Source organism: Thermobifida alba (assembly GCF_023208015.1).
Classification (GTDB): domain Bacteria; phylum Actinomycetota; class Actinomycetes; order Streptosporangiales; family Streptosporangiaceae; genus Thermobifida; species Thermobifida alba.
This window is the reverse complement of the sequence record NZ_CP051627.1, coordinates 3,965,156-3,986,972: the sequence shown is the minus strand read 5'-3', so window position 1 is coordinate 3,986,972 and position 21,817 is coordinate 3,965,156. Positions and strand designations below refer to the sequence as shown.

The window sequence follows — 21,817 nt, the reverse complement described above, 5'->3', positions numbered from 1 at the left end:
TCCCGCGGTCACAGCCCTTCCCCGGGCACGACAACGATCACGGCACAGTGGCGGGCTTCCGGCCGACCGGGCCGGCGAAGGCCGCCCCGCTCCCCCGGCCCGGGCTGTCCCGTGACGTCCCTCCCCTCCTCCCCCTCTCCCTTCTTCGAGGTGATTCCATGAACCTGGACCGGTTCCGCGGACCGGCACTCGCCCTGTTCCGCATGGTCGTAGGCCTGTTCTTCCTCTGCCACGGCCTGGCCTCCCTCTTCGGCATCCTCGGCGGCAACCAGGGCACCGGACAAGCCGTCGAATTCGCCTCCTGGCCCGGCTGGTGGGCCGCCCTCATCCAGCTCCTCTGCGGCGCCCTCGTCCTGGTCGGCCTGCTCACCCGCGCCAGCGCCACCCTGGCCTCCGGCTCCATGGCCTACGCCTACTTCGTCGTCCACCAGCCCAAGGGCCTGCTGCCCCTCGTCAACGGCGGCGAACTCGCCGCCATGTACAGCTGGACCTTCCTCCTCATCGCCGTCCTCGGCCCCGGCGCCTGGGCCCTGGACCACCTCATCCAACGCCGGTCCGGAACCTCGGAGCAGCGGCCGTTGACGGCGGACGCCTCCCCCGCGAGCTGACGACGGCACCGTGGCCGACGGCCGCTGAGGAGGTCCCGGAACGCCCCCCACACGTTCCGTGGCCGAACCAGTCCGAAAAGGCGCCGGCCGCGTCCCTTTCCCCTCCGCGCGGCAAGGGACGCGGCCGGTCCCCGTGGCACAGCACGTCACGGTGCCCGTCGGCCCCCGCCGGGCACACCGGAACCGGAGACCGTCCCGTCAACCGGCACACGCTCCGGCGAGACCGGCAGAACGACCGGGGCACTCGTCGGCTCCCCGACCGCGGACGTTCCGCTCCCTCTCCCGTCCGGGCGGCGGGGACGCCTGTCGGGAGGCTTCCCTCACACCCGGGGCGCGGGCGTTCGATACCGCGGTGGACACAGGCCGGGCCGGAAAAGCAGGAACCGGGCCCGGTCCCGGAAGGCTCCCGTCGGCCGGGCCCGGTCGGGCGCAGCCCGCCCGTGGGGCTCTGCCCTACTCCCGCGCGAGCCCCTGCGGACGCAGATACTTCAGCAGTCTGTCGAGGTCGCGCCAGGACTCCGTGTCGGTACCGTCCCCGAAGCGGTACCACACCGCCGGTGAGTTCACCGGACCGAGCACCTTTCCCGGCACGGGAGCGGCGAGCGCGCGTTCCCGACCGATCTGGGCCACCCCTTCGGCGCCGACCGCCATCCCCACCGGAACCGGCACTCCCGACCAGCGCGGCGCATAGGTGACGTCGTCGCGCCCGGCGTACCGGTGCACCGTCATGGTCTGCAGGATCCGCTGGTCGGCGAAGCGCCCCACGAGCTCCGCGAGCTGGTCGAGCGCGGGCTCCTCGTCCTCGGCGTAGCCGACCGCGAAGGAGACGCTCTCCTTCACCCCCTCCATCACCCGCGTCACCCGCTGGGTGCCGACGAAACGCCGCTCCCGTCCACCGGGACCGGCGAACACCAGCCAGGTCGGTTGGGGCGAGCGGCGGCGGCACTCCTCGGTCAACGCGGACCGGTTCCACGAGGACAGAGCCGGTTCGGCGAACCCCCACGCAACCGGTTCGGCTCCGCCGAGGGTCCGGGCGAGGGCCTCCGCGGCCCCGCCGAGCCTCAGATGGTCGGACGCGGTGTGCCGCACCTTCAGGTCGACGAGGAGTTGGCAGCCCGGGACGTCGCCGTCCCCGGCGAACCCGGTGACCGGACCGGCCGCGGGTTCCTTCATCGGGGCGGGTACGAAGCCCGCCTCGTCGTTCCAGACCAGCGGGATCCCGGAGAAGCCGTCGTAGTGGCCGCCGGACGGGTGCTCCACCACCCAGCGGGCCTTCGGACTGTTCAGCAGGAGCCGCAGCGGGAACGTGATCCTGGCGTCCGCCGGAGTGACCACCTGGAGGCCCCGTCCGGTCTTCCCGCACTGCGCGAGAGCATCCACCACCCAGGAGGACATCGGCACCACCGGGCGGTCCTGCACGATCACCCACGTCTTCTCGGTCTCCGCGGCGACCGCCGGATGGCGTTCGGCGTCCTGGCCGAGATGGTCGCGCAGCCGAGGCGGCGACGACCAGACCGTGCCGCCGAGCCTCCGCGTCATCTCGTCGGCGAACCGGTGGGCGACGGCGACGGAACGCTCGTCCGCGTCCACCGCCCGGGCCTCCACCCACCAGCAGGGGTCGGGCGTCCGACGCGCGGTCTCCGCCCCCAGCAGCCGTTCGACCTCGTCGGGAACGTCGACCCGCTGTGCGGCCTCCACCCCCACCAGGGGGCGTCCCCGGTCGTCGCACAGCTGGATGACGGCGCCTCCGCCCGCACCCTTGACCTTCAGTTCCCGACCGGCCTCGGCCATCCCCCTGACCAGGGAACGCAGATCCGGGGCCTGTTCAACCAGCGCCACCACGTCGTAGGTCAACGTTTCTCCTCGTCAGCGTTCCAGCAGTCCGGTCTGGATGAGGCGGGGAGGTTCACCGCGTCTGATCCAGCGGCCCCGTCCCGGCGGTTGCGCGTTGGCGTACACCCGGGGGAAGAGCTGTCCCTCGCTCCGGTCCCCGGACATGAGCACCACGCCGGTGCCGCTCTCCCGCATGGCCTGGACCAGCGGGTCGTACAGGCCGCGGCTGGCGCCCGCGACCCTGCGCGCCACCACGAAGTGCAGTCCGATGTCGCGCCCGTTGGCCACGAACGGCACGAAAGGCGTCAGCGGTTTCTGTCCCGCCGTGGTCAACAGGTCGTAGTCGTCCACGAGGACGACGATGCGGGGGCCGACCGGCCCCTGGTTCTCCAACGTGTCGGGGTCGGCGTCGTCGGGCATGCGCCCCTCCAACTCCTTGGCGACCCCGCCGGAGAGTCCCGCGCACACCCGCGGGTTGCTGGCGTAACCGCCGAGGTAGGGTTCCGGGATCGCGTCGCGCAGCGTCCGCCGCGGGTCCATGACCGCGAACACGATCTCACCGGGGGCGTGGCGGGCCATCAGTCCCTCGGCGACCAGTCTGAGCAGGTTGGTCTTGCCGCACTCCCCGTCGCCGAGCACCAGCAGGTTCTGGTCGCGGTCGAACAGGTCGAGCAGCACCGGTTCGAACCTGCGCTCGTCCACGCCGATCGGGACCAGGCTGCTCTCCTCCGGTCCGGGCAGGGTCGAGGCCGGCAGCTGGTACGGCAGCACCCGCACCGGCGGCGCGACGGGCCCCCGCCAGGCGCCGCTGATCGCCCGGCACGTCTTCGCCACGACCTCGCCCAGATCCTCGTCGCTGGGCTTGGAGTCGATACGGGGCAGGGCGATCTGACCGAAGAGTTTGGTGTCGGTGAGCGCCCGGCCGGGGGTCTCGGCGCTGATCGTCTCGGCGAGCTTGCGGTTGATCGACGAGTCCGAGGGGTCGTTGAGCCGCAACTCCACCTTCTGCCCGAAGTTGGCCTGCATGGCGATGCGCACGTCGTTCCAGCGCAGCATCGCGGCCACCACGTGGATGCCGTACCCGCCTCCGCGTTGCAGCAGGTCGGAGACCGCCTCCTCGATCTCCTCGAAGTCGTTGCGGATCTCACCGAACCCGTCGATGCACAGCACGACGTCGGCGCACGGCAGTTCGGGCACCTCACCTCTGGCGTGCATCCGCCGCAACTGCTGGACGGAGTCGATGCCGCGTTCCCGGAAGACCTCCTGGCGTTTCTCCAGCATGTCCCGGACCTCCTCGACCGTGCGGCGGATCCGCTCGGCGTCGGTCCGGACCGCGACCCCGCCGACGTGCGGAAGGTCGGCCAACGCCTGGAGGCCGCCGCCGACCAGGTCGAGCGCGTAGACCGCCACCTGGCTGGGCGTGTGGGTGAGGGCGGTGGACAGGACCAGGGTGCGCAGCAGTGTCGTCTTCCCGGTCTGCGGACCGCCGATGATCGCCAGGTGGCCGCCGGACGCGGTCAGGTCGATGTTCCACAGCCCCTGCCACTGCTTCGCGGGGTCGTCGAGCAGCCCGATGGGGACACGCAGCGTCCCGGCGTCCGCCGGAAGCCGCATCGCGTCCCCGGTGATCTGCACCGGCCCGGTGACCCGGTCGAGGGTGGTCGCCGCCGGCAGGGGCGGCAGCCAGATGCCGCGGGTCGGTTCGCCGTTGCGGGCCAGTTGTCCGACCATCACCTCCAGCAGCGTCGGGCCGGAGGAGCGTTCCGGCATCGGCTCGTCGGCGGCCGCCGGTGACGCGTCCCGCTCGGAGTCCTCCGTGTTGTAGGCGGAGTACCTGCGCACCGGCGGGGGTCCCTTGCGGGTCTCCTCCTCGTCCTCCGCGACCGGCCCCCGGTAGGGCCCGGAGACGTAACCGGCCTTGAACCGCTGGTAGACGCTGGTGTCGACCTTGAGGTAGCCGAAGCCGGGCAGTGCCGGAAGGTGGAAGGCGTCGGGGGTGTTGAGGACGGTGCGGCTCTCCTCCTCGGAGAAGGTGCGCAGCCCCAGCCGGTAGGACAGGTAGGTGTCCAGTCCCCGCAGCTTTCCCCCCTCGATCCGCTGACTGGACAGCAGCAGGTGCACGCCGATGCTGCGGCCGATCCGGCCGATCGACAGGAACAGTTCGATGAAGTCGGGGCGCGCCGTGAGCAGCTCCCCGAACTCGTCGATGATCACCAGCAGGTGCGGCAGCGGCGGCAGGTCGGGGTTCTGGCTGCGCAGGTAGGCGTAGTCGCCGATGTTGGCCACGTTGCCCGCGTCCCGCAGCACCTGCTGGCGGCGCTGCACCTCCCCGGAGAGGCTGGCGTGGACCCGCTCGATCAGCGCGGCGTCGTCCTCCAGGTTGGTGATGACCCCGGCGACGTGCGGCAGCTTCTCGAAGGGCGCGAACGTGGCGCCGCCCTTGTAGTCGACCAGCACCATGCTGACCCGGTCGGGCGGGTGCGTGGCGGCGAGCGCGATCACCAGCGTGCGCAGCATCTCGCTCTTGCCGGAGCCGGTGGCGCCCACGCACAGCCCGTGCGGTCCCATGCCGAGCTGCGCGGCCTCCTTGAGGTCGAGGATGACGGGCTGGCCCATGTCGTCGACGCCGATGGGCACCCGCAGGAACGCGCGTTCGCTGCGGGGCGCCCACAGCCGGTCGACCTCCATGCTCCCCGGGTCGGGCACCCCCATCAGGGTGGTGAAGTCGACGCTTCCGCCCTCGGCGGCCGTCTCCTCGATCGACTCGGCGGACAGCCGCAGCGGGGCGAGCATCCGCGCCAGTCCGTCGAGGGTGGCGGCGGGAACGTCGTCGACGGTGCCGGAGAACCCCGCCGGTGTAGAGGCGCGCAGGTCCTCCACCCGCACCTGGTCGCCGGAGACGGTCAGGCGGATGCTGACGTCCCCCGGCTCGTCCACCTGGTCGGCGACCAGGTGGACGACGGTGACGCCGAGGTCGGCCGGGGCCACCGCCTCGTCGGGACGCACCAGCTCGTGGGCCACCCCGCCGTGGGTGTCGTGCACCACCAGCAGACGGCGCATCATCCGGTAGGCCTCGCGTTTGCCCATGCCGCGGCGGACCTCGGCGGCGAAGTCGGTGCGGGAGCGGAGTTCGTCGGACAGCAGCGTCCCCAGTTTCGCCGGGGTGGGCGCGATGAGCCGGGCAGCGACGCCGTTGTCGCGCCGCTGCGGGTCGAGGACCTGCGGCAGCCACTTCAGCCAGGCCCAGTCGTCGGCCCGGTCCGCGCCGTGCATCACCGCCAGCGCCGCGTCCTCGGGGGCGTGGAACACGCTGAAGTGGGCGATCAGCGCCCGCATGAGGCGCAGCACGTCCTCGCGCTCCCCGACCACGCTGACGTTGCCGGCCATGTCGAGCGGAACGGTGAGCGGCATGTCGGGAAGCGTGGTGAAGCGCCGGATCGCGGCCTGGGCCTCCGACAGCATGAACGGGTCGGTGGGCGCCAGCGCGGTGCCGCGTTCGGCGAGCCGCAGCGGCTGCCCCGGCATGCGGCCGACGCCGATCCGGACCCGCAGGAAGTCGTCGTCCCTGCGGCGGCGCTCCCACAGGCGGGTGGGGTCGCGCACGATGTCGTAGAGCGCCTCGGGGGGCGGGTTGAGTAGGCGGGCGCGGGCGTGGATCTCCTGCTCCTGCTCGCTCAGCTCCTCCCGCAACTCCTCCAGGTACTCCAGGTACCGCTCCCGTTGGGTGCGGCGCTGCCGGGCGGCCTGGCCGCGACGGGAGAAGATCATGACCGCGCCGCCGAGCAGTGCGACGACGAGCACCACCGCGCCCAACGCCATGAACGCGGGGTTGCGCAGCACCATCATGATGGTCAGCGAGGCCATCATGCCGACCATGGGCAGCAGGGCCAGCAGGGGGTTGCCCTGGGCGTTCCCCTCGGGCAGGGTGGGCGGCGCCTCGACATCGCGGGTCTCGCGCTGCACGGGCGGGTGGACCGTCCGTGCCGGCCGGTGCACGATGCGGGTGGTCACCAGCGCTCCCTTCCCCCTGGACGGCTCGGTGGTTTCGGGGCCTGAACGGGGCAGGCACCACACGTACTGTATATAAGGCGTTCCGGACGGCATCCTCCGATTCCGTCCGGCTGTGGACAACGGCGGAAGCCCCCGACTGTCGCCCGCTTCCCCGCCCTTTCCCAACGGCTCCGACGCCGGACCGGCCCCAGCCTCCGGGGGCGTCGGAACAACGGTTCCCGCCTCTGCCTCCGGAGACGTGTCATCACCTTTCGACACCGGCGCCGGGCTTTCCATTCGCCGTTTCCGCACCGCGCCCGGCCTTTTCCCGAACGGCCCCGCCTTCCCTTCCGAGTACCCCGTACCGCACGGACCGTCCGCGGGAGGAGACAATGGTGAACAGCCTGGCCGGCCCCCGATCCGGAGGAGGCGGCCGAAAGGCTGCACGCGGCGGCCCGGACCGGAACCGTCCGGCTTCTGCTCTGCTACGGCCGCCTCTGCGGAGGGTGCCCGGTCAATGCTTCTCAGCCCATTCATCCAGTAAGTCGTACGCCTCGTAGTAGAGCCGCCGCTCCCGCTCCTCCCGGCTCATCCCCTGCTGTTCGGGTGCCCGCCACCACCAGTGCGACTCCGGAACCCAGCCGGGGACGTCCTCTTCGGCGACGGGAGGAGCCTCGTCCGCAACTCTCTCGATCATCCCGTCGATCTCCTCGAGTTCCGCCAACTCCTCCCGGATACCCGCGCTGGAGGGACGCTCCCAGGCGACGCACTCCTCCTTCAACACCTCCAGCCCCGTACGCATCCAGCAGGCACTCTCGAAACCGTCGAGACGGCCACGCTGCGCGTAGAGGGAGCACTGGTGGAGGTACCTCCGCAGACCGGTGAGGTTGGGCTCACGGCCCAGCAGATCGGTGAGACGGTTCCTGAACTCCCGCAACTCCCCGTTCCCCGGAGGGGCCTCCCGGAACAGACGCCCCAGATCGGCCATCCACTCCATCGCCCCTTCCGCCCTGGAGGCCCCCGCACCGGAAACCCCGCCTTCGAGAAGCAGGAGAACGTTCCGCATCAGCTCCGATGCCGAGGAAAACCCACTCTGCGTACCGGACACACTCCACCCGCCTTCCGCGTAGTCGCCCAGCGTCCGGGCTGCTCTCGCCATGACCGTTGCCGGGTCGCCGGTGGAGCGTCCCAGCCCGTCCGTGCACACGAGGGCCCCGTGACAGTCGTGCATGTCCGTGCCCCGGGAGAACGTCCAGCGGAGACCTTCTCCCCTCCGACGCCGCTGCCGCCCGTGCCCTCAGTGGGAGGCGGTGAACACCCCGGCCTCCCGAGGAGAGGCCGCGAGACCGCACGCGGCGCCCTCGCCGCGATCCCCTGACCGCAACAGCCCCGACCGGGCCCCGACCAGGAGTCGTGTCCGGCTCGGTGCTCCGTCCCCACGGACGCCTGGACGGCCACGTCCCGTCCGGGAAGAACCCGCTGCCGCGCTCGTCCGTCAACAGCAGCGACTCGAACGGATCCGGGAAGGCAGGCCGTTTCGCCCCGGACCGCCGCAACTCCGCGAAGTGCAGCGCCCACACACACGTGTGGTGCACCGTGGGGCAGAGCCAGTCGGGCAGCCCTGCTCTTCCGTTCCGAGGTGTCCGGATGTCAGAGCTGGTCGGCCCGCCCCTCGGCCTCCTCCCGCAACTTCTCCCGGAGCCATTCGGGGATGTTCGCCTCCTCGCGCGGGAAGTACCGCAGGTCCTTCGTGAACCCCTGGGAGGTGGGGAACGTGATGCCCGGGTCCTCGTCGTGGTTGAAGTCGACGTTGAACTTTCCGGGCCGGCTGATCACGTACCGCATGGAGAACCAGGTTCCCTTGCCCTCCTGGTACATCCCCGCCCGGAGTTCGTCCGTCAGGGAGAACACCTCCGCGGGAAGGGACTCCCTCCGGCTCGTGCCGTCCGGGAACTCGACCACCACCTCCGCACTGGAATGGTCGACGACGGACTGGATGAAATAGGTGACCCTCTCCCAGTCCTCCGGAACCTCCACAAGGAGTTTCGTTCCGATCTGCGTGAGGATCTGCTGCTGTTCAGGAGGGCTCAGATGCCCCCGCCGGAAGCGAGAGACCGCCATTGGTCCTCCTTGCCGTCCGCATCTCCGTCTGGTCCCGTGGAGTCAGTTGTCCATGTCGTCCAACTGTTCTCGGTCCATGGGAGCAAAAGGCTCGGAGCTGAGGTATTCGTCCTTACTCCATTTTGGTATCGCCGTGGTTCCAACCTCCACGTACCCTGTACCTTCCATGCTGAACGAGTTCCCGCGCTCGTACATGAGCAGCAGCGGTTCGAACGGATCCGGCAGGTCGGGGATCTGGATCTCAGCATCCCGCAGGGCTTCGAAGTGCAGCGACCAGGAACACGTGCGGACGACCATGGGGAAAACCAGGGTGGGGAGGCTTTCCTCCATCTCTTCCACGATCTTCTGGTCGGCTCGTACGTCGGGGTCGACCCGCCGAGCGAAGTCGTCGAAGGGCCACAGCGAACCGATCTCCTCAGACCACCAGGCAGAGCGACGCAGGTACTCCCGCATGAGGTTCACCTGGGAGAGCCTGTTTCCCGGTTTCTCGGTCCAGTCGATGTTCATTATCCGCCGGGCGAGACGCGCAGCCGATCCGTCCGTCACTGGAATTCCTCCCTTGTTTTCTCCACCAGTTCGTCACGGAGTGCAGCGTCCGGGAGAGCACATGCGGACAACCACGGGGAAATCAGAGCGGGATCCTCTCCCCCGCCTCTTCCACGATCCTTCTGGTCGGCTCGTCCATCGGGGGCGAGCGGACCGTGCCCGCAGTCGTTCCGGTTCGTCGGCGCAACGACCCGCCCCGTCACGGTGGTACTCCACAGCCCACACGGTGAACGGCTTCTCGGTACACGGCCATGTCGTACTCGAATGTCGAGGTCCTCCCCGTCGCCCCTGACCGTTCCGGGGTTCTCGGACGGCTCCGCCCCCGAACAGAGCGGTCCGATCAACGGTCCGCGCCACGCCGCCATCGAGCAGGAACCCTGCGGACCGTCTCACCCGACCGAGCGGAACCGGACGGCGATTCACCGGCACAACCGCGGTCAGGGGCTTGCGTTGGTCATCCGTCGTCGGCGCCACGCTGTTCCCCCCGAGGGGGTCAGGAGCCTCCACGGACCTCGCCGAACGCCTGCCGCAGCAGAGCACCCCATGCCCCGCTGTCCGCGGGGAGGGCCGCACGGAGCACCTCGCGACCGGGGCCACCGGACGCCCCGGCACCTCCCCGGAAGCGCCACGAAGCGACCGCCGCCTCCCCGCTCCCGACCGTGACCAGGAAGCAGGACGCCTGGTCCGTGAAATTCTCGGGCGTCGTCCCGATCGTCGTGGCGATCACTCCGAGGGGGTCGTCCACCCGCCCGCCGAGTTCTCCTCCGGACAGGTAGTCGACCACCGCCTCCGCCGCGTTCCCGACCAGTTCGGTCTCCTCCGGGGAGGACCTGAGTTCGATGATCGGGCCGAGTGCGGCACCGCCGTCTCCCTCCAAGGGCTCGAAAATCACCAGCCTGCCGAAGGAGGAGACCCTGAAGGACACGTTCGCGGCCGTCGGGCCGGGCTTTCCGGGGGAGGGCCTGGGCACGGGCGAGGAGAGCACCGACTCCGCTTTCAGCGACTCGTCGGTGATGTCCACGGGGGGCGTGAAGTCCCGTACCCCGTTTTCGGGGGAGAACTCCGCGGCGAGCGCCTCCGCGTCGCGTACCGCATAGACCATCGGAGTGTTGAGGGCGACGAGCCGCTGGAACAGCTTCCGCCCGATGCTCCGCCCCTGCCCGGGAGCCTCGGCCTCGGTACGGCGGCTGAACTCCACGGAGATCTCGTACCTGCAGGACTCGAGGACCGTGCCGGAGAACATCTCTTCTCCTTCGCCGCTCTCGTCCAGCAGCTCCTCGACGGTCACCTCGGCGCTGCCGGGGGCACCGACGAGGGCTTCGAGGTCGACGGAGAAACGCGCCTCTTCGGCGCCCGCCATGAGCGCGGGAGAGCGGAAAGCCCTGGCGGCCGCCACGGAAAGCCGCACCAGCCCGGGGAAGTCCCGGACGTAGAAGTCCACAGTTCCACCCACCATCCGTCCTCCCACGCGGTCGCGTTCCGCGAGAATTCTCCCGGGACTCCCTGACGGAGCCGGTCCCGGACCTCCTGGAGGGCAGCATCGAAACCCGACGGTCTTCCGGCCGTGCCGTGCGGACCGTCCACGGGAGAAAACATGGCGAACATCCTGGTCAGCGCCCCCGACCCGAAGGAGGTGGCCGAAAGGCCGCGCGCGGCCGCGGCCTCCGCCCTGGAAGGGAGCGTGGCCCTGCTGCCCGGACTGACCGACGAGGAGATGGACTCCTGGAAGGCACCGGTCCCCGAGGAGATCCGCGTCCTGCTGCGCAGCACCGGAGGCCTGCGGATCCAGCGGTCCGCGGCAGCCGACCGTTCCCCGCCCGGGAAGAACGAGGACTCGGCGCCGAGGGGCCCTCCGCTTCCTCCGCCGCGCTCTTCTGGTCAGCGCGTGCACCGGGCTTCCGACGCCCCGCCCGCCCCGGCCGGGAGCCGTGTCCGGCTCGGTGGGCCGTCCTCACGGACGCCTGGACGGCCACGTCCCGGCTTCTTCGACGGACCCGGGGTAGGTCTCGTCCTTCACCAGGTTTCCCGCGTCGTCCCACTCGCGCAGGGCGACAACAAAACCTTTCTCGTTGAACTCCCTCTCACTGATGAGATTCCCCTTCGGCCCCCATTCCTTCCAGAGCCCGACCGCTCCGACCCCGTAGGAGGTCGCTCCCTCGACCCGCAGGGTTCCGTCCGGGAACCACTGTTTGGCCGGACCGTCCTCGTAGCCGTTCCGGTAGGTCGTCAAAGCGACCATTTTTCCGTCGCGGTCGTACTCCACCGCCTCCCCGGTGAACGGCTCCCCCTCGTACACGGCCATGTCGTACTCGAAGTCGAGGTCCTCCTCGTCGCCCCTGACCGCTGCTGGCTCCTCGGACGGCTCCGCCCCTACCGGAACCGTCCGTCCTCTGCTCTGCCGCGGCTTCCTCCGCGAAGGGTGCTCGGTCAATGCCTCTCAGCCCACGACGGCTCACCCCCACGGGTGATGTCGTGGGCGGGGATCGCCGGGTTCTCCACTCCCTCCAGGCGTCACTCCCGTACGGCGGTTTCCCACCACCAGTGATGCTCCGGAATCCCGGACAGCACGGCAGCAGCGGACGCGGGCGCCTCGGGAAGGCGTCTCCTCAGCTGTTCGTCGATCTCGTCGACCACGGCCATGTCGACCAGTGAGAAGGCGGCACTGCCGAGAAAGTTCTCGAACACCGCTTCCAGGGCCGAACGGTAGAGGCAGGCCCCGAACCATCCCTCTTCCCCGGCTGCGCGGGCGTAGGTCTGCGTCTGGTACAGGTAACCGGCCAGCCCTCCGTGCTGGACCAGTTCCCCGGCGACCTCCAGTCGCTGTCCGTCCCCCAACGGACTCCCGGCTGTGCCCAGTGTGCTGGCCAGCAGCATCAACATCGTCCGGTCGAACGGCACTGCTCCATCGCGCAGGTCTGCCAGCGCCTGTGCGACATACTCCTGCACCGACTCGTTGAAGGAGTACACCGGGCAGTCTCCAGACAACACCGGCCATCCGAAGGAGTCCAACCACACCGCTCCATCGGATTCCACGCGCACGCGGGCTTCCAGCGTCACAGTGGTTCCCGCCGCCTCGTCAGCCGTGCGTCGGAAAGAAAACAGCCGGGAATCCTCAGATTTCCGGTAGCCGACGAACTCTCCGGACAAGAGAGTCCGAGAGGCTGCTCGATGGTACGCCTCGATCGCAGTACCGGCTTCGCGTTCCACCACAGGAATCTCACGCAACCGCCGACGGGAAAGGGCAGCCGCCTCGATCGGGGATTGGAAACCCACGCGATCGGCGTACTCACGTACCGTTGCCGCCAGTTCCGCGACGTCAGCCGCGACGTCGACGTGTATCCCGCCGCGCCCCAACGCTTCGACCGCAGCCAGGTCCGCGGCCAGTCGCCGTCTGACCAGATCGGGGTCGGCCAGTATCCGTGCCGCCGCAGCTTCTTCGGCAGAGGGTTGCTCGGTCAATGCTTCTCAGCCCATTCGTCCAGTACGTCGTACGCCTCGTAGTAGAGCCGCCGCTCCCGTTCCTCCTGGCTCATCCCCTGCTGTTCGGGTGCCCGCCACCACCAGTGCGACTCCGGAACCCAACCGGGGATGTCCTCTTCCGGGATGGGAGGAGCCTCGTCCGAGACTCTCTCGATCATCTCGTCGATCTCCTCGAGTTCCTCCAACTCCTCCCGGATCCCCGCACTGGAGGGACGCTCCCACGCGACGCACTCCTCCTTCAACACCTCCAGTCCCGTCCGCATCCAGCAGGCACTCTCGAAACCGTCGAGACGGCCACGCTGCGCGTAGAGGGAGCACTGGTGGAGGTACCTCCGCAGACCGGTGAGGTTGGGCTCACGCCCCAGCAGATCGGTGAGGCGGTCCCTGAACTCCCGAAGCTCCCCGTCCGCCGGAGGGGCCTCCCGGAGCAGACGCCCCAAGTCGGACATCCACTCCATCGCCCCTTCCGCCTCGGAGGCCCCCGCACCGGAGCTCCCGCCTTCGAGAAGCAGGAGAACGTTCCGCATCAGCTCCGATGCCGAGGAAAAACGACTCTGCGTACCGGACATACTCCGCTCACCCTCTGATCGCTCCGTACGTCGGCATGATCAAATCTCCGTTCGGCGCGACGACGACCACTGCGCGAAGTATTCTGACCCGTTCGGCCCCTGTCCCGTCTGTCTCGACCACCTCACGCCGATAGTTGAGAATCTCACCGCCGCCGTCCCTCTTTATACGATCCGTCAACTCTCCTTCACGGATCGTCCTCTCCGCGCTGTTGTGGTAATCGGCAACCGGATTTCCGGTCTGTTCGATCTGAGGAATCTCCCGGTAATGCTTTCGGACGTGGTAGGCGGCCGACAGTTCGTTCCCCATGCTGATCTCTCCCGCGCGTTCCCTCACCGCCTGGTCGATCTCAGTATCGGGAGTTTTCGGGTCGATACTCGCCGTCCCGCTCCGATTGTTCCTCACTTCTTCAAGGTCGGCCTCGAGTTGGGCGAAAACGTCTCGCTGCAGGAGATTATCCGCCGCGACGACAGGAACCCTCTTCTTCGGAATCCTCGGTTGCTCCGGAGTCTCAGGAGCGTTCCTGAGATTCGCCACCTCCTCATCGAAGAGCGCGTGGTAGTACTCGTACCGGTAGGCGAACTCCTTCGGATTCGAGGCCCCTTCCAAAGCGAACTTCGTCGCTGCCGGGTGCATCTTGTCCGCGACCTTCGCGCTGAACTCCTGCCCCACCGCCTTCGCCGCCCGCTGCCAGGCGTGCCCGTCACGGGGGTTGTCCCCTCGAAGCTGGGCGATCTGCTCGTCGCTCAGCCCCGCTCTCCGCAGGCTCTCCTCCAGTTTCTCCGCCCGCGCGAGCAATTGTTCCCGTTCTGGGTCGGGAGACTCCTGTCCGTTCTCCCTTCCGGCCCCGTCTTCCCTGTCGTTCGTCTCCCCTCGGTCACCGCCGCGCTCTTCGGAGCCGCCGCCCGCGTCTTGGGGCCTCTCCTCGATTTCGGCGGCATCCCGGCTCTCCGACGTGCCGGAGCGGTCCTGGCCTTCTCCGTCCCTGTTCCTGTCTTCGGCGCTGCCGTCCAGCTCTCCTCGCTGTTGCGGCGAAGTACGGGAACCGGTGCCGTCTCCCGCGGAACCGGAACCGCTGTCGCCCTCTCTACCCAGTCCGGGTCCGTGGTTCCCATTCGACCCACCAGGGCCGCCATGCCCATCCAACCTGGCACTGTTGGGGCCGCTACCTCCATCCGGCCCATGGGAACCGTCCGGCCCGTGGGAACCGTTCGGCCCTCCGGGACCACCGGGCCCGTTCGGCCCGCCAGGCCCGCTGGGGCCGCTGGGGCCGCCAGGCCCGCCAGGCCCGCTGGGGCCGCTGGGGCCGCCAGGCCCGCCAGGCCCGCTGGGGCCGCCAGGCCCGCTGGGGCCTCCGGGGCCTCCGGGGTCGCTGTGGTGGGCGCTGGGGGAGAGGTCGAAGGAGTCGCCGCCTCCACCGGAACCGCCGGGGTCGCTGTGGCGGGCGCTGGGCGAGAGGTCGAAGGAGCCGCTGCTTCCGGAACTGTGGCCGCCCATCTCCATACGGGCCTCGGGGGCGCCGGCGTGGACCAGGGCGGGCTGGCGGTCCTCGGCCAGACGGTTGGCGATGCCGCCGTCCACTTCGGCCAGGTCGAGTTCACTGCGGAACTGGCTGACCTGGTTCTCGATCCATTCGGTGGTGGGCAGGTCGGCCGCCGCGTCAGCGGTGTCGCGGTCACCGGCACGGTCGCCACTCCCGGAACGGTCGGCCCCGGGAGCATCCGCGTGGGCGGTGGCGGGGGTGTCCGTGCTGGGCGAGGCCGCGCCGGTGTCACCCGCGTCGGTGGTGGGGGTGCCGTCCCCACCGCGGGTGGGTGCGGGCGTGTCGGCGGTCACGGTCCCCGGAGCGTCACCGGTGTTATCCGGCTTGCCGCTGGGCGTGTCGGCGGTCGTACCGCCCGGGGTGTCACCGGTGCCGCCGGGCGTGCCGGTGCCGCCGTGGGAGGTCTGGGTGGAGGAGGGCCCGTCGGAGCCCCCGCCGGCGGGCGAGGTGCCGCCGCCGGTCGGGCTGGGCGACGAACCGGAGTCGCCGAAGGCGTCGGCCCTGGCCAGCGCGTTGTTGAGGTCGCCCAGCCGGGAGGTGTCGATGTCCAGCCCGTCCACGGCGTCGCCCAGGTTCGCCCGGAGTTGGCCGGAGTCCAGGCCGCCGGACAGGTCGGAGGCGTCCACCCGGCTCAACGACGGCGCGTCCACGTCCGGGGCGTCCGGGCCCCGGCCGCCGACGCGGCGCGCACCCTGCGCCAGCGCCTTGACCACGCCGGAGCCGCCCACGAACATGCTGCCGATGTTGAGCACGCTCTGCGTGATCACGTAGCCGGGCCGGTCGCCCCACTCCCGCCACGGCACGATGGCGTGCGCGAACTCGGTCCAGCCGGTGGAGAAGTTGCCCCACCACTCCCCGAGCGAGCCTACGCCCCAGCCGTTCTCGCCGTAGAAACCGACCAGGCTGCCCAGGCCCTCCAGGGTTCCGCCCCAGTACTCGCCCAGGTTGGAGCCCCACTCGCTCCACGAGCCGGCGCCCCAGCCGCCTTCCTCGCTGTACAGGCCGACCATGCCCGCCAGGTCCTGGGCGATGCCGACCCCGAAGTCGGCGATGCCGTTCCAGGCGTCCTCCCACCAGGGGGCGTCGTACTCCTGAGGTTTGGCCCACGGCGTCTCCACGCCCTCCGGAGCCTCGGTGAAGCCGTAGACCTGCTCGCCGTCGTCGGCCACGGTGGAGCCGTCGGCGGCCCCGGCGATGAAACGGGTGCCGCCGAACAGTGCGGTGATCTTGTTGGCGCACTCCCGTTCGGCCGTCATGTAGTCGTTCTGCACGGCCAGCAGGTCGTCGTTGAGCTGGTTGTGCTCCTCGACGGTGTCCTCGTCCTTGCGCCAGTCGTCGTCGCCCTTGATCCGCTCGGACAACTCCACGGCGTCGGCCTTCAGGGTCTTCCACCGGGACAGGATGGGGCGGATGTCGGCGGCGAAGTCGACGAGCGCCTGGCCCACGGTCCGGATGTTGGTCTCCATGTCGTCGGCGTCGTCGGCCACCGGGTTGACCGCCGCGAGCAGTTCCTCGGACTCCGGCGCGATGTAGTTTCCTTCCAGCCCCGACCAGGCGGCTTTGATGTCGGCGCCGGCCTGTCCGATGTCGGAGCCGTCGTCCTTGAGCGCCTTTCCCACGGCCTCGATCTCGTCCGGATCAGCGTTCGGAATCGAGATCTTCTCCGGATCGATCACCCCGTCGCTCATCACAGCACCCCAGAGTCCCGTGGGCCGACCCCGTCACGTTCCGGTCAGCCGTTCCGACTTCGTCTGTTTGGACACTCTTCGTCGCCGCCGGGTTCCTCTTTTTTTTCGCCCTTTCCGAAAAGTGCCGCTGACCTGGGAAAACGCAGAGTCGAGAAAAGCGGGTCCGTTGACCGGCTCAGAGTCCGAGCTCTTCCGGGGTCTCGTTGATGCCCCGCTGCGCCTTCGCCGCCATTTCGAGGTTGCCGTTCACATACGCCATGGTCGCGTCGCTGCATCCGGTGATGGCGCTGATGCTCTTGTCGACCATCCCCTTCAGCCTGTCGGTGTACTCTTCCATGAACTCCCCCAGGGCTGTGCCGATGGGGACGCTGTCGCACTTGGTGCCCGCTTCCTCGACGTGGGTGCCGAAGGTGTCGAGCAGGCCGACCAGGCCGCCTTTGCCGTCCTCACCGCCCACGTGGTTCCCGACGCTCTGCAGCACCACGTTGATCTCTCCGGGGTTGAGGTCCCATCCGGACATGCGTGACCGTCTCCTTTCCTCTCAACTCGTCCGACGCGTCCGGGCCGGGCCGGGATCGGTGTCCGGCCTCACCGTCCGGACGCGCCGAACCTCTCCGCCCGGAAACTGCTGGGGGGACGGACCCCGGCGCCGTGGCCGGAACCGGCCACACCGGAGTCGAGCGAGACGACGCACTCCCGCAGCCGGGCCAGAACCGGGCCGAGTTGCGCCGCACTGGCCCTGACATGGGTTTTCAATTCCGCCGTGGCGGTTCTCAGGCGGTCCGTCGGGGACGTTTCGGACCCCTCTTCGCCCGCCTCGGCGTTTTCCTCGGGGGAGTCGCCGGTCTCCTCCCGCGCCTCGTCAGCGGATTCCCCCTGCTCATCCGCGCTGTCCCAGTCAGCGGGTTCCACCAGCTCGAACTTCATTTCACCGCCTCCGGGAGCCCGTTCCGACGCCGGTTCTCCGGCCCGTTTTCCCCCTGTATTATGCAGTCCTTTGCACTGCCTTCCAGGGCCTCATCTCCCTCCGATAAAATCCGGGTGGCCTTCCGGAAACCGAACGCTCCCCGCGAGCGTCTCACCCTGCAGACGTCCCGCCGCAGGTTCAGCGAGGAGTAGGTGAACAGATGTCGTCATCCCGTTGGGACTTCGGTGATCAGACCCTGACCACCCTGGCGCAGAACACCTCGGGCTCCCAGGACGAGCTGGGTGACCTGATCAAGCAGCTGATCGACGCCGCCGAACCGCTGTCGGGGAAGTTCAACGGAGCCGGGAAGGCCGCCTTCGACTCGTTCAAGAGTCGCGCCGACCAGATCACCGCGGACCTCAACGCCGGACTCGGGTCGATCAACCAGGGACAGCGCGGAATGCAGTCGGCCTTCTCCGAGGGCAGCCAGTCCATGGCCGACGAAGCCAACCGCAACATGAGCGCCGCCAACTTCGACGCCGCCAAGTTCCGCACGGCCTGACCCCCACCGACCAGAGAGGACTCCGATGAGCGGCACCGGACGCAACAGCTACGACCTCGGCGCCTCCCAGGAGGCGCAGGGCAACCTCCACACCATCATGAGCCGCCTGGAGGCGATCATCGGCGAGCGCGACGCCGACGTCGACCGGGCGCTCGCCGACTTCGAGGCCACCGGCGTCTCCGAGGAGTACAGCGCCAAGGAACTGAAGTGGCACAGCGCCGCCAACGAGGTGCGCGACATCATCGACCTGGTGCGCAGCACCCTGGAGGCCAACGACGGCACGGCGCAGTCGGCACTCAGCAAGGCGCAGGCGGCCGTGCAGGCCATCTGACCGGGCGCCGCGCCCGCACCGTTCTTCTCCACTCTTCCGGGAGGGGCTGACCGGCCCCTCCCCCAGCCTTGTCCGGACCTGTTCGGCGGTCCGCACGTCCCCGGAAGGGAGGCCCGATGGCCCGCGACTACGACAGCCAGTTGCTGGAGTCGGTCGCGGTCCGTCGCCAGCGCCTCCGGGAAGCCGTGCTCTTCGGCGGGCAGCGCACACGCAGGCGCCTGGACGAGGGCATCTCCAAGGTCGTCGCGAGCGTGTGCCTGGCGGCGGTGGCGTGCGGCGGCACCGTCGGCTGGTCGTTCGCGAGCAGCCAGTTCCGGAGCCAGCAGGAGGAGCAGCAGCAGCTCGCGTCCGGTCCGTCCAGCACCGCCACGGCGCCGCTGCCCGCCGACTGGGTGGGCACGCAGGTCACCTTCGAGATGCTGGTGGAGGAACTCGACCGGGCGGGGGTCCCCGAGGACCTGTACGTGCTGCCGGACGAGCCGCGTCCCGACGCCGGCAGCGTCCCGAGCTACTACCTGGTGACCGGGGGAGCCGACGGCTACTCCGTGAGCATCATCGAGTTCCAGCAGGGCCGCACCGGGGCGGAGTTCCGCACCGAGGACGAGACGGCCCGCTGGCTGCACCAGGAGCTGGCGCTGGTGGAGACCGCCCCCGACCGGCTCACCCCCGAGGAGGAGCAGCAGGCCGCCGAACAGGGCGCCGAGTTCGTCGCGCAGGTCGAGACGCGGCTGTCGGAGAACCCGGGCAACTCCGCCAAGGTGACGTTGGAGACCGGGCAGATCGTGGACGCGTTCGGCCCGGAGAGCGGCTCCCTGCTGTTCCCCGACGGGATGCCGTTCGGGCAGCGGGGGCTTCCCGAGTACGCCCGCACCCCCGCAGAGGCGGCCGACTCCGCGGCGGTTCCGCCGGTCTACCATCGGTACCGCGTCATCTACCCGTTCGTGGTGAACGCCTCGCTCTCCCCCGCCTCCGGGCCGCATCCGGGCGGCGGTGTTCGCTACGCCGTCGACTCCCACGGCTTCACCCAGGTGGTGCCGCTGCCGAGCATCCGCTGGCTGCTGCGCAACGGCTACCTGGAGCGGGTCGAGGTGACCGGTGTTCCCGACTAGACCGACATCCGAGGAGCCTCCGGGGCCGAACGGGGCCCGGAAGAAGATTGGAAGAGCCCGATGACGTCTTGGAGCCGGGTGACGCTCGTCGGCGAACGGCGGCGGGTCGACGCCGTTCTGCCCGCCCAGGAACCGATCGGGGCGCTGCTGCCCGAGGTCCTGGAGCTGCTCGGCGACCCGGTGGAGAACCCGCCCCGGCTGCGCCACCTCACGACGTCCTCCGGTGTCATCCTCGACGGCGACGCCACGCTCGCGGACAAGGGCGTAACGGACGGGGCGGTGCTGCGTCTGGTGAGCGCCGACGACCCGCTGCCCGCTCCGGTGGTGCACGAGGTGCCCGAGACGGTGAGCGACGCGCTCGACGAGCACCGCGGCCGGTGGACGCCGGACGCGGCCCGGTGGACCGCCACCGCGGCCGCCACGGCGTTGTCCCTCGCCCTGGGCGGCGTCGTGTGGACGGGGTCGGGCGGCGCGACCGGCCTGTGGGTGGTCGCGGGCGCGGCGGCGCTGCTGTTCGTCCTGGGGCCGCTGCTGGGAAGGTTCTGGCGGGAGCCGCTGGGCACCGCGCTGTCCTTCGCGGGCAGCGCCCTGGGCGGGCTCGCGCTGTGGTACGCCGTACACCTGCACGACCTTCCCGCCTGGACGCTGTGGGGCGGGTGGACCGCGGTCGCGGCCCTGCTCGTGCTCGGTCTCGGCCTCGGCCCGCTCGGCAGGGCCGGCCTGGTCGGAGGCGGTCTGGCGCTGCTGCTGACCGTGCTGTGGTCGGCGGCGCAGCTGCTGGGGTTGGCGTCCGCGCACATCGCGGCGGTGACGGCCGTCGCCTGCGTGGTCCTGCTGAGCGTGCTGCTGCGGACCGCGTTGGCGCTGTCGGGGCTCTCCGCGCTCGACGACCGGCGCAGCGCGGGCACGGAGGTGGGCCGCTCCGACGTACTGGGCGCGCTGACCGAGGTGCACCGCAGCATGGTGCTCGCGACCGTCGCGGTGGCGGTGTTCGCGGCGACCGCGGGGGTGGGGCTGGCCTCGGAGTTCAGCGGGTGGACGGCGGCGCTGGCCGGGCTGCTCGCGATCGTGGTGGCGAGCCGGTCCCGCATGTTCCCGCTGGTCGTCGAGAAGGCGTCCCTCTTGGCGGCGGCGGTGGTGGTCCTGGCGGTTCCCGCGCTCGCCTGGGCCGACGAGACGTGGTGGACGGTGTGGCCCGCCGCGGGGGTGCTGGGGGCCGCCCTGGTCTTCCCGGTCCTGGCGCTCATGACGGACCCGCCCGAGCACGTCCGCGCACGGCTGCGGCGGATCGCCGGACAGGTCGAGGCGGTGGCCCTGGTGGCGCTCGTCCCGGTGGCTCTCGGGGTGGTCGGCACCTACCAGCGTCTGCTCGGCACGTTCTGATCCGCTGCGCCCGGGGAGGGAGACGAGATGGGCCAGGTCCTGGAGTCGCGTGGCGGCGGCGACGCTCCGGCGGCCGTGCACGGGGACCCGCTGCCCCGTCGCGCCGGCCGGTGGCTCGTCCGCGTGTTCGGCCCCGTCGACGACGTCCGCTCCGCCGTGGAGACGGGCGCGGCGGTGCAGCGGCCGATCGTGACCGGCCGCCGGATCGCGGTGCACGGTCCGCGCGACGGCGTCGACGGGGGCGCCATGGCCGCGCTGCTCTCCCTGGCGTTCGCGCACTACCGGCAGGACCGGGTGCTGGCCCTGGACGTCGACCCGGGCACGGCCCCGTTGGCACGGCGGTTCGGGGTGCGGGCGCGGCGGTCGCTCGCCGACGTCGCGGACGGCAACCCGCCGGACTCGTTCGACGCCGTCGAACCGCTGCTGTGCGCCGTCCGGGAGCGGCTGTGGCTGCTCCCGGGGACTCCGGGCGACGACGGGAACGGCCTGGACGCCCGCGCCTACCGGGGGGCACTGCTTCCGCTGTCCCGGTTCTTCGGGGTCACCGTCGTCCGTTCGGGGAGCGGCCTGCCCGCAAAGCTCCGCGACTCCGTGGCCGCCGGCGCGCACGCCCACGTGGTGGTGGCGGAGGAGACCAGGGACGGGGTGGTCGGCGTCGGCCGGACGCTCGACCGCCTGATCGCCGCCGGCGACGACTCGTCGCCCTCGCGGACCGTGGTGGTCCTCGTGGCCGGGGAGGCCGGCTCCGATCCGACGTTCGACCTCGCGGGCGCGCTCGACCTGCTGCGCGGGGACGGGATCGGCGTGTTCCGGCTGGGCCGCGACCGGCACCTGTCGGCGACCTCAGTGATCGATCCGCGCCGCCTCGCCCGGGCCACGCACACCACCGTGACACGGGTGGCCGCGGAGGTCCTGCGCCGGTCGTTGTGAGACGGTTTCGGGGAAGTTCCGGAAGGAGTGAGGAGACGATGGCACGTCCTCCCGCTGGTCCGCCGCCGGACCAGCCCGCGCCCGGCGGCCGGGGACCGGTTCCCGGGGAGCCTCGACGGCACGGGCCGGAGCAGGGGGCGGCGTCCGACACCGGTCCGCAGGGCCCGCCGCGCGTCCCCGGGCCGTATCCGCCTCCCACGACTCCTCCGGTCCACCACC

Annotated in this window: 18 protein-coding genes; 6 read left to right on the top strand and 12 right to left on the bottom strand. The window is 70.4% G+C overall.

Translation table 11 applies throughout. The annotated features are described in order from the left end of the window. The first annotated feature begins 158 nt into the window (after window positions 1–158). Window positions 159–608, top strand: a complete 450-nt coding sequence (locus FOF52_RS17720) for a DoxX family protein (protein WP_248591039.1) — start codon at window positions 159–161, stop codon at window positions 606–608. 453 nt (window positions 609–1,061) lie between these two features. Here the strand turns inward: FOF52_RS17720 and FOF52_RS17715 are convergent, their stop codons facing one another. The 12 genes from FOF52_RS17715 to FOF52_RS17660 form a co-directional block, all read right to left on the bottom strand. Next, the gene (locus tag FOF52_RS17715; RefSeq protein ID WP_248591038.1) at window positions 1,062–2,462 is read right to left on the bottom strand and encodes a DUF6177 family protein; all 1,401 of its coding nucleotides are present in this window, start codon (window positions 2,460–2,462) and stop codon (window positions 1,062–1,064) included. A gap of 12 nt (window positions 2,463–2,474) precedes the next feature. Further along, window positions 2,475–6,452 (bottom strand): type VII secretion protein EccCa, encoded by a 3,978-nt coding sequence (gene eccCa, locus FOF52_RS17710; RefSeq protein ID WP_248591037.1) that lies wholly within the window; start codon window positions 6,450–6,452, stop codon window positions 2,475–2,477. Window positions 6,453–6,945: 493 nt separating this feature from the next. After that, complete coding sequence (locus FOF52_RS17705) at window positions 6,946–7,539, bottom strand: hypothetical protein (protein WP_248591036.1); 594 nt, start codon at window positions 7,537–7,539, stop codon at window positions 6,946–6,948. A gap of 542 nt (window positions 7,540–8,081) precedes the next feature. Beyond that, window positions 8,082–8,552 (bottom strand): antitoxin YezG family protein, encoded by a 471-nt coding sequence (locus FOF52_RS17700; RefSeq protein ID WP_248591035.1) that lies wholly within the window; start codon window positions 8,550–8,552, stop codon window positions 8,082–8,084. 42 nt (window positions 8,553–8,594) lie between these two features. Further along, window positions 8,595–9,098: a hypothetical protein gene (locus tag FOF52_RS17695; RefSeq protein ID WP_248591034.1), complete on the bottom strand. Its 504-nt coding sequence runs from the start codon at window positions 9,096–9,098 to the stop codon at window positions 8,595–8,597. Between the two features lie 493 nt (window positions 9,099–9,591). Further along, window positions 9,592–10,554, bottom strand: coding sequence for a hypothetical protein (locus FOF52_RS17690; RefSeq protein ID WP_248591033.1), 963 nt, complete (start codon window positions 10,552–10,554; stop codon window positions 9,592–9,594). Window positions 10,555–11,049: 495 nt separating this feature from the next. Beyond that, on the bottom strand, window positions 11,050–11,529 hold the full coding sequence (locus FOF52_RS17685; protein ID WP_248591032.1) for a toxin-antitoxin system YwqK family antitoxin: 480 nt from the start codon (window positions 11,527–11,529) through the stop codon (window positions 11,050–11,052). Between the two features lie 80 nt (window positions 11,530–11,609). Further along, complete coding sequence (locus FOF52_RS17680; RefSeq protein ID WP_248591031.1) at window positions 11,610–12,557, bottom strand: hypothetical protein; 948 nt, start codon at window positions 12,555–12,557, stop codon at window positions 11,610–11,612. After that, window positions 12,554–13,147, bottom strand: a complete 594-nt coding sequence (locus tag FOF52_RS17675) for a hypothetical protein (protein ID WP_248591030.1) — start codon at window positions 13,145–13,147, stop codon at window positions 12,554–12,556. The genes FOF52_RS17680 and FOF52_RS17675 overlap by 4 nt, the downstream gene beginning before the upstream one ends. Window positions 13,148–13,154: 7 nt before the next feature. Next, entirely contained in the window at window positions 13,155–16,376 is a 3,222-nt protein-coding gene (locus FOF52_RS17670; protein ID WP_248593981.1) for a hypothetical protein, read from the bottom strand. 175 nt (window positions 16,377–16,551) lie between these two features. Further along, entirely contained in the window at window positions 16,552–16,896 is a 345-nt protein-coding gene (locus FOF52_RS17665) for a DUF6507 family protein (RefSeq protein WP_248591029.1), read from the bottom strand. Window positions 16,897–16,964: 68 nt separating this feature from the next. Beyond that, complete coding sequence (locus FOF52_RS17660; RefSeq protein ID WP_248591028.1) at window positions 16,965–17,303, bottom strand: hypothetical protein; 339 nt, start codon at window positions 17,301–17,303, stop codon at window positions 16,965–16,967. A 200-nt stretch (window positions 17,304–17,503) separates the two neighbouring features. Between FOF52_RS17660 and FOF52_RS17655 the strand changes: the two genes are divergently transcribed. From FOF52_RS17655 to FOF52_RS17635, 5 genes are all read left to right on the top strand, one after another. Beyond that, on the top strand, window positions 17,504–17,845 hold the full coding sequence (locus tag FOF52_RS17655) for a hypothetical protein (protein WP_248591027.1): 342 nt from the start codon (window positions 17,504–17,506) through the stop codon (window positions 17,843–17,845). 25 nt (window positions 17,846–17,870) lie between these two features. Then, on the top strand, window positions 17,871–18,176 hold the full coding sequence (locus tag FOF52_RS17650) for a pore-forming ESAT-6 family protein (protein WP_248591026.1): 306 nt from the start codon (window positions 17,871–17,873) through the stop codon (window positions 18,174–18,176). A gap of 116 nt (window positions 18,177–18,292) precedes the next feature. Then, window positions 18,293–19,285, top strand: coding sequence for a TNT domain-containing protein (locus FOF52_RS17645; RefSeq protein ID WP_248591025.1), 993 nt, complete (start codon window positions 18,293–18,295; stop codon window positions 19,283–19,285). A 60-nt stretch (window positions 19,286–19,345) separates the two neighbouring features. Next, window positions 19,346–20,668: a type VII secretion integral membrane protein EccD gene (gene eccD / locus FOF52_RS17640; RefSeq protein ID WP_248591024.1), complete on the top strand. Its 1,323-nt coding sequence runs from the start codon at window positions 19,346–19,348 to the stop codon at window positions 20,666–20,668. A gap of 27 nt (window positions 20,669–20,695) precedes the next feature. Further along, a complete protein-coding gene (locus tag FOF52_RS17635; protein ID WP_248591023.1) occupies window positions 20,696–21,598 on the top strand; it encodes a MinD/ParA family ATP-binding protein in 903 nt (300 codons plus the stop codon). Window positions 21,599–21,817 lie beyond the last annotated feature (219 nt).

Coding starts and splice junctions, on each gene's coding strand:
- FOF52_RS17720 (WP_248591039.1), top strand. CDS start 159: ATGAACCTGGACCGGTTCCGCGGACCGGCACTCGCCCTGTTCCGCATG.
- FOF52_RS17670 (WP_248593981.1), bottom strand. CDS start 16,376: ATGAGCGACGGGGTGATCGATCCGGAGAAGATCTCGATTCCGAACGCT.
- FOF52_RS17700 (WP_248591035.1), bottom strand. CDS start 8,552: ATGGCGGTCTCTCGCTTCCGGCGGGGGCATCTGAGCCCTCCTGAACAG.
- FOF52_RS17665 (WP_248591029.1), bottom strand. CDS start 16,896: ATGTCCGGATGGGACCTCAACCCCGGAGAGATCAACGTGGTGCTGCAG.
- FOF52_RS17675 (WP_248591030.1), bottom strand. CDS start 13,147: ATGTCCGGTACGCAGAGTCGTTTTTCCTCGGCATCGGAGCTGATGCGG.
- FOF52_RS17645 (WP_248591025.1), top strand. CDS start 18,293: ATGGCCCGCGACTACGACAGCCAGTTGCTGGAGTCGGTCGCGGTCCGT.
- eccD (WP_248591024.1), top strand. CDS start 19,346: ATGACGTCTTGGAGCCGGGTGACGCTCGTCGGCGAACGGCGGCGGGTC.
- FOF52_RS17650 (WP_248591026.1), top strand. CDS start 17,871: ATGAGCGGCACCGGACGCAACAGCTACGACCTCGGCGCCTCCCAGGAG.
- FOF52_RS17660 (WP_248591028.1), bottom strand. CDS start 17,303: ATGAAGTTCGAGCTGGTGGAACCCGCTGACTGGGACAGCGCGGATGAG.
- FOF52_RS17635 (WP_248591023.1), top strand. CDS start 20,696: ATGGGCCAGGTCCTGGAGTCGCGTGGCGGCGGCGACGCTCCGGCGGCC.
- FOF52_RS17655 (WP_248591027.1), top strand. CDS start 17,504: ATGTCGTCATCCCGTTGGGACTTCGGTGATCAGACCCTGACCACCCTG.
- FOF52_RS17690 (WP_248591033.1), bottom strand. CDS start 10,554: ATGGTGGGTGGAACTGTGGACTTCTACGTCCGGGACTTCCCCGGGCTG.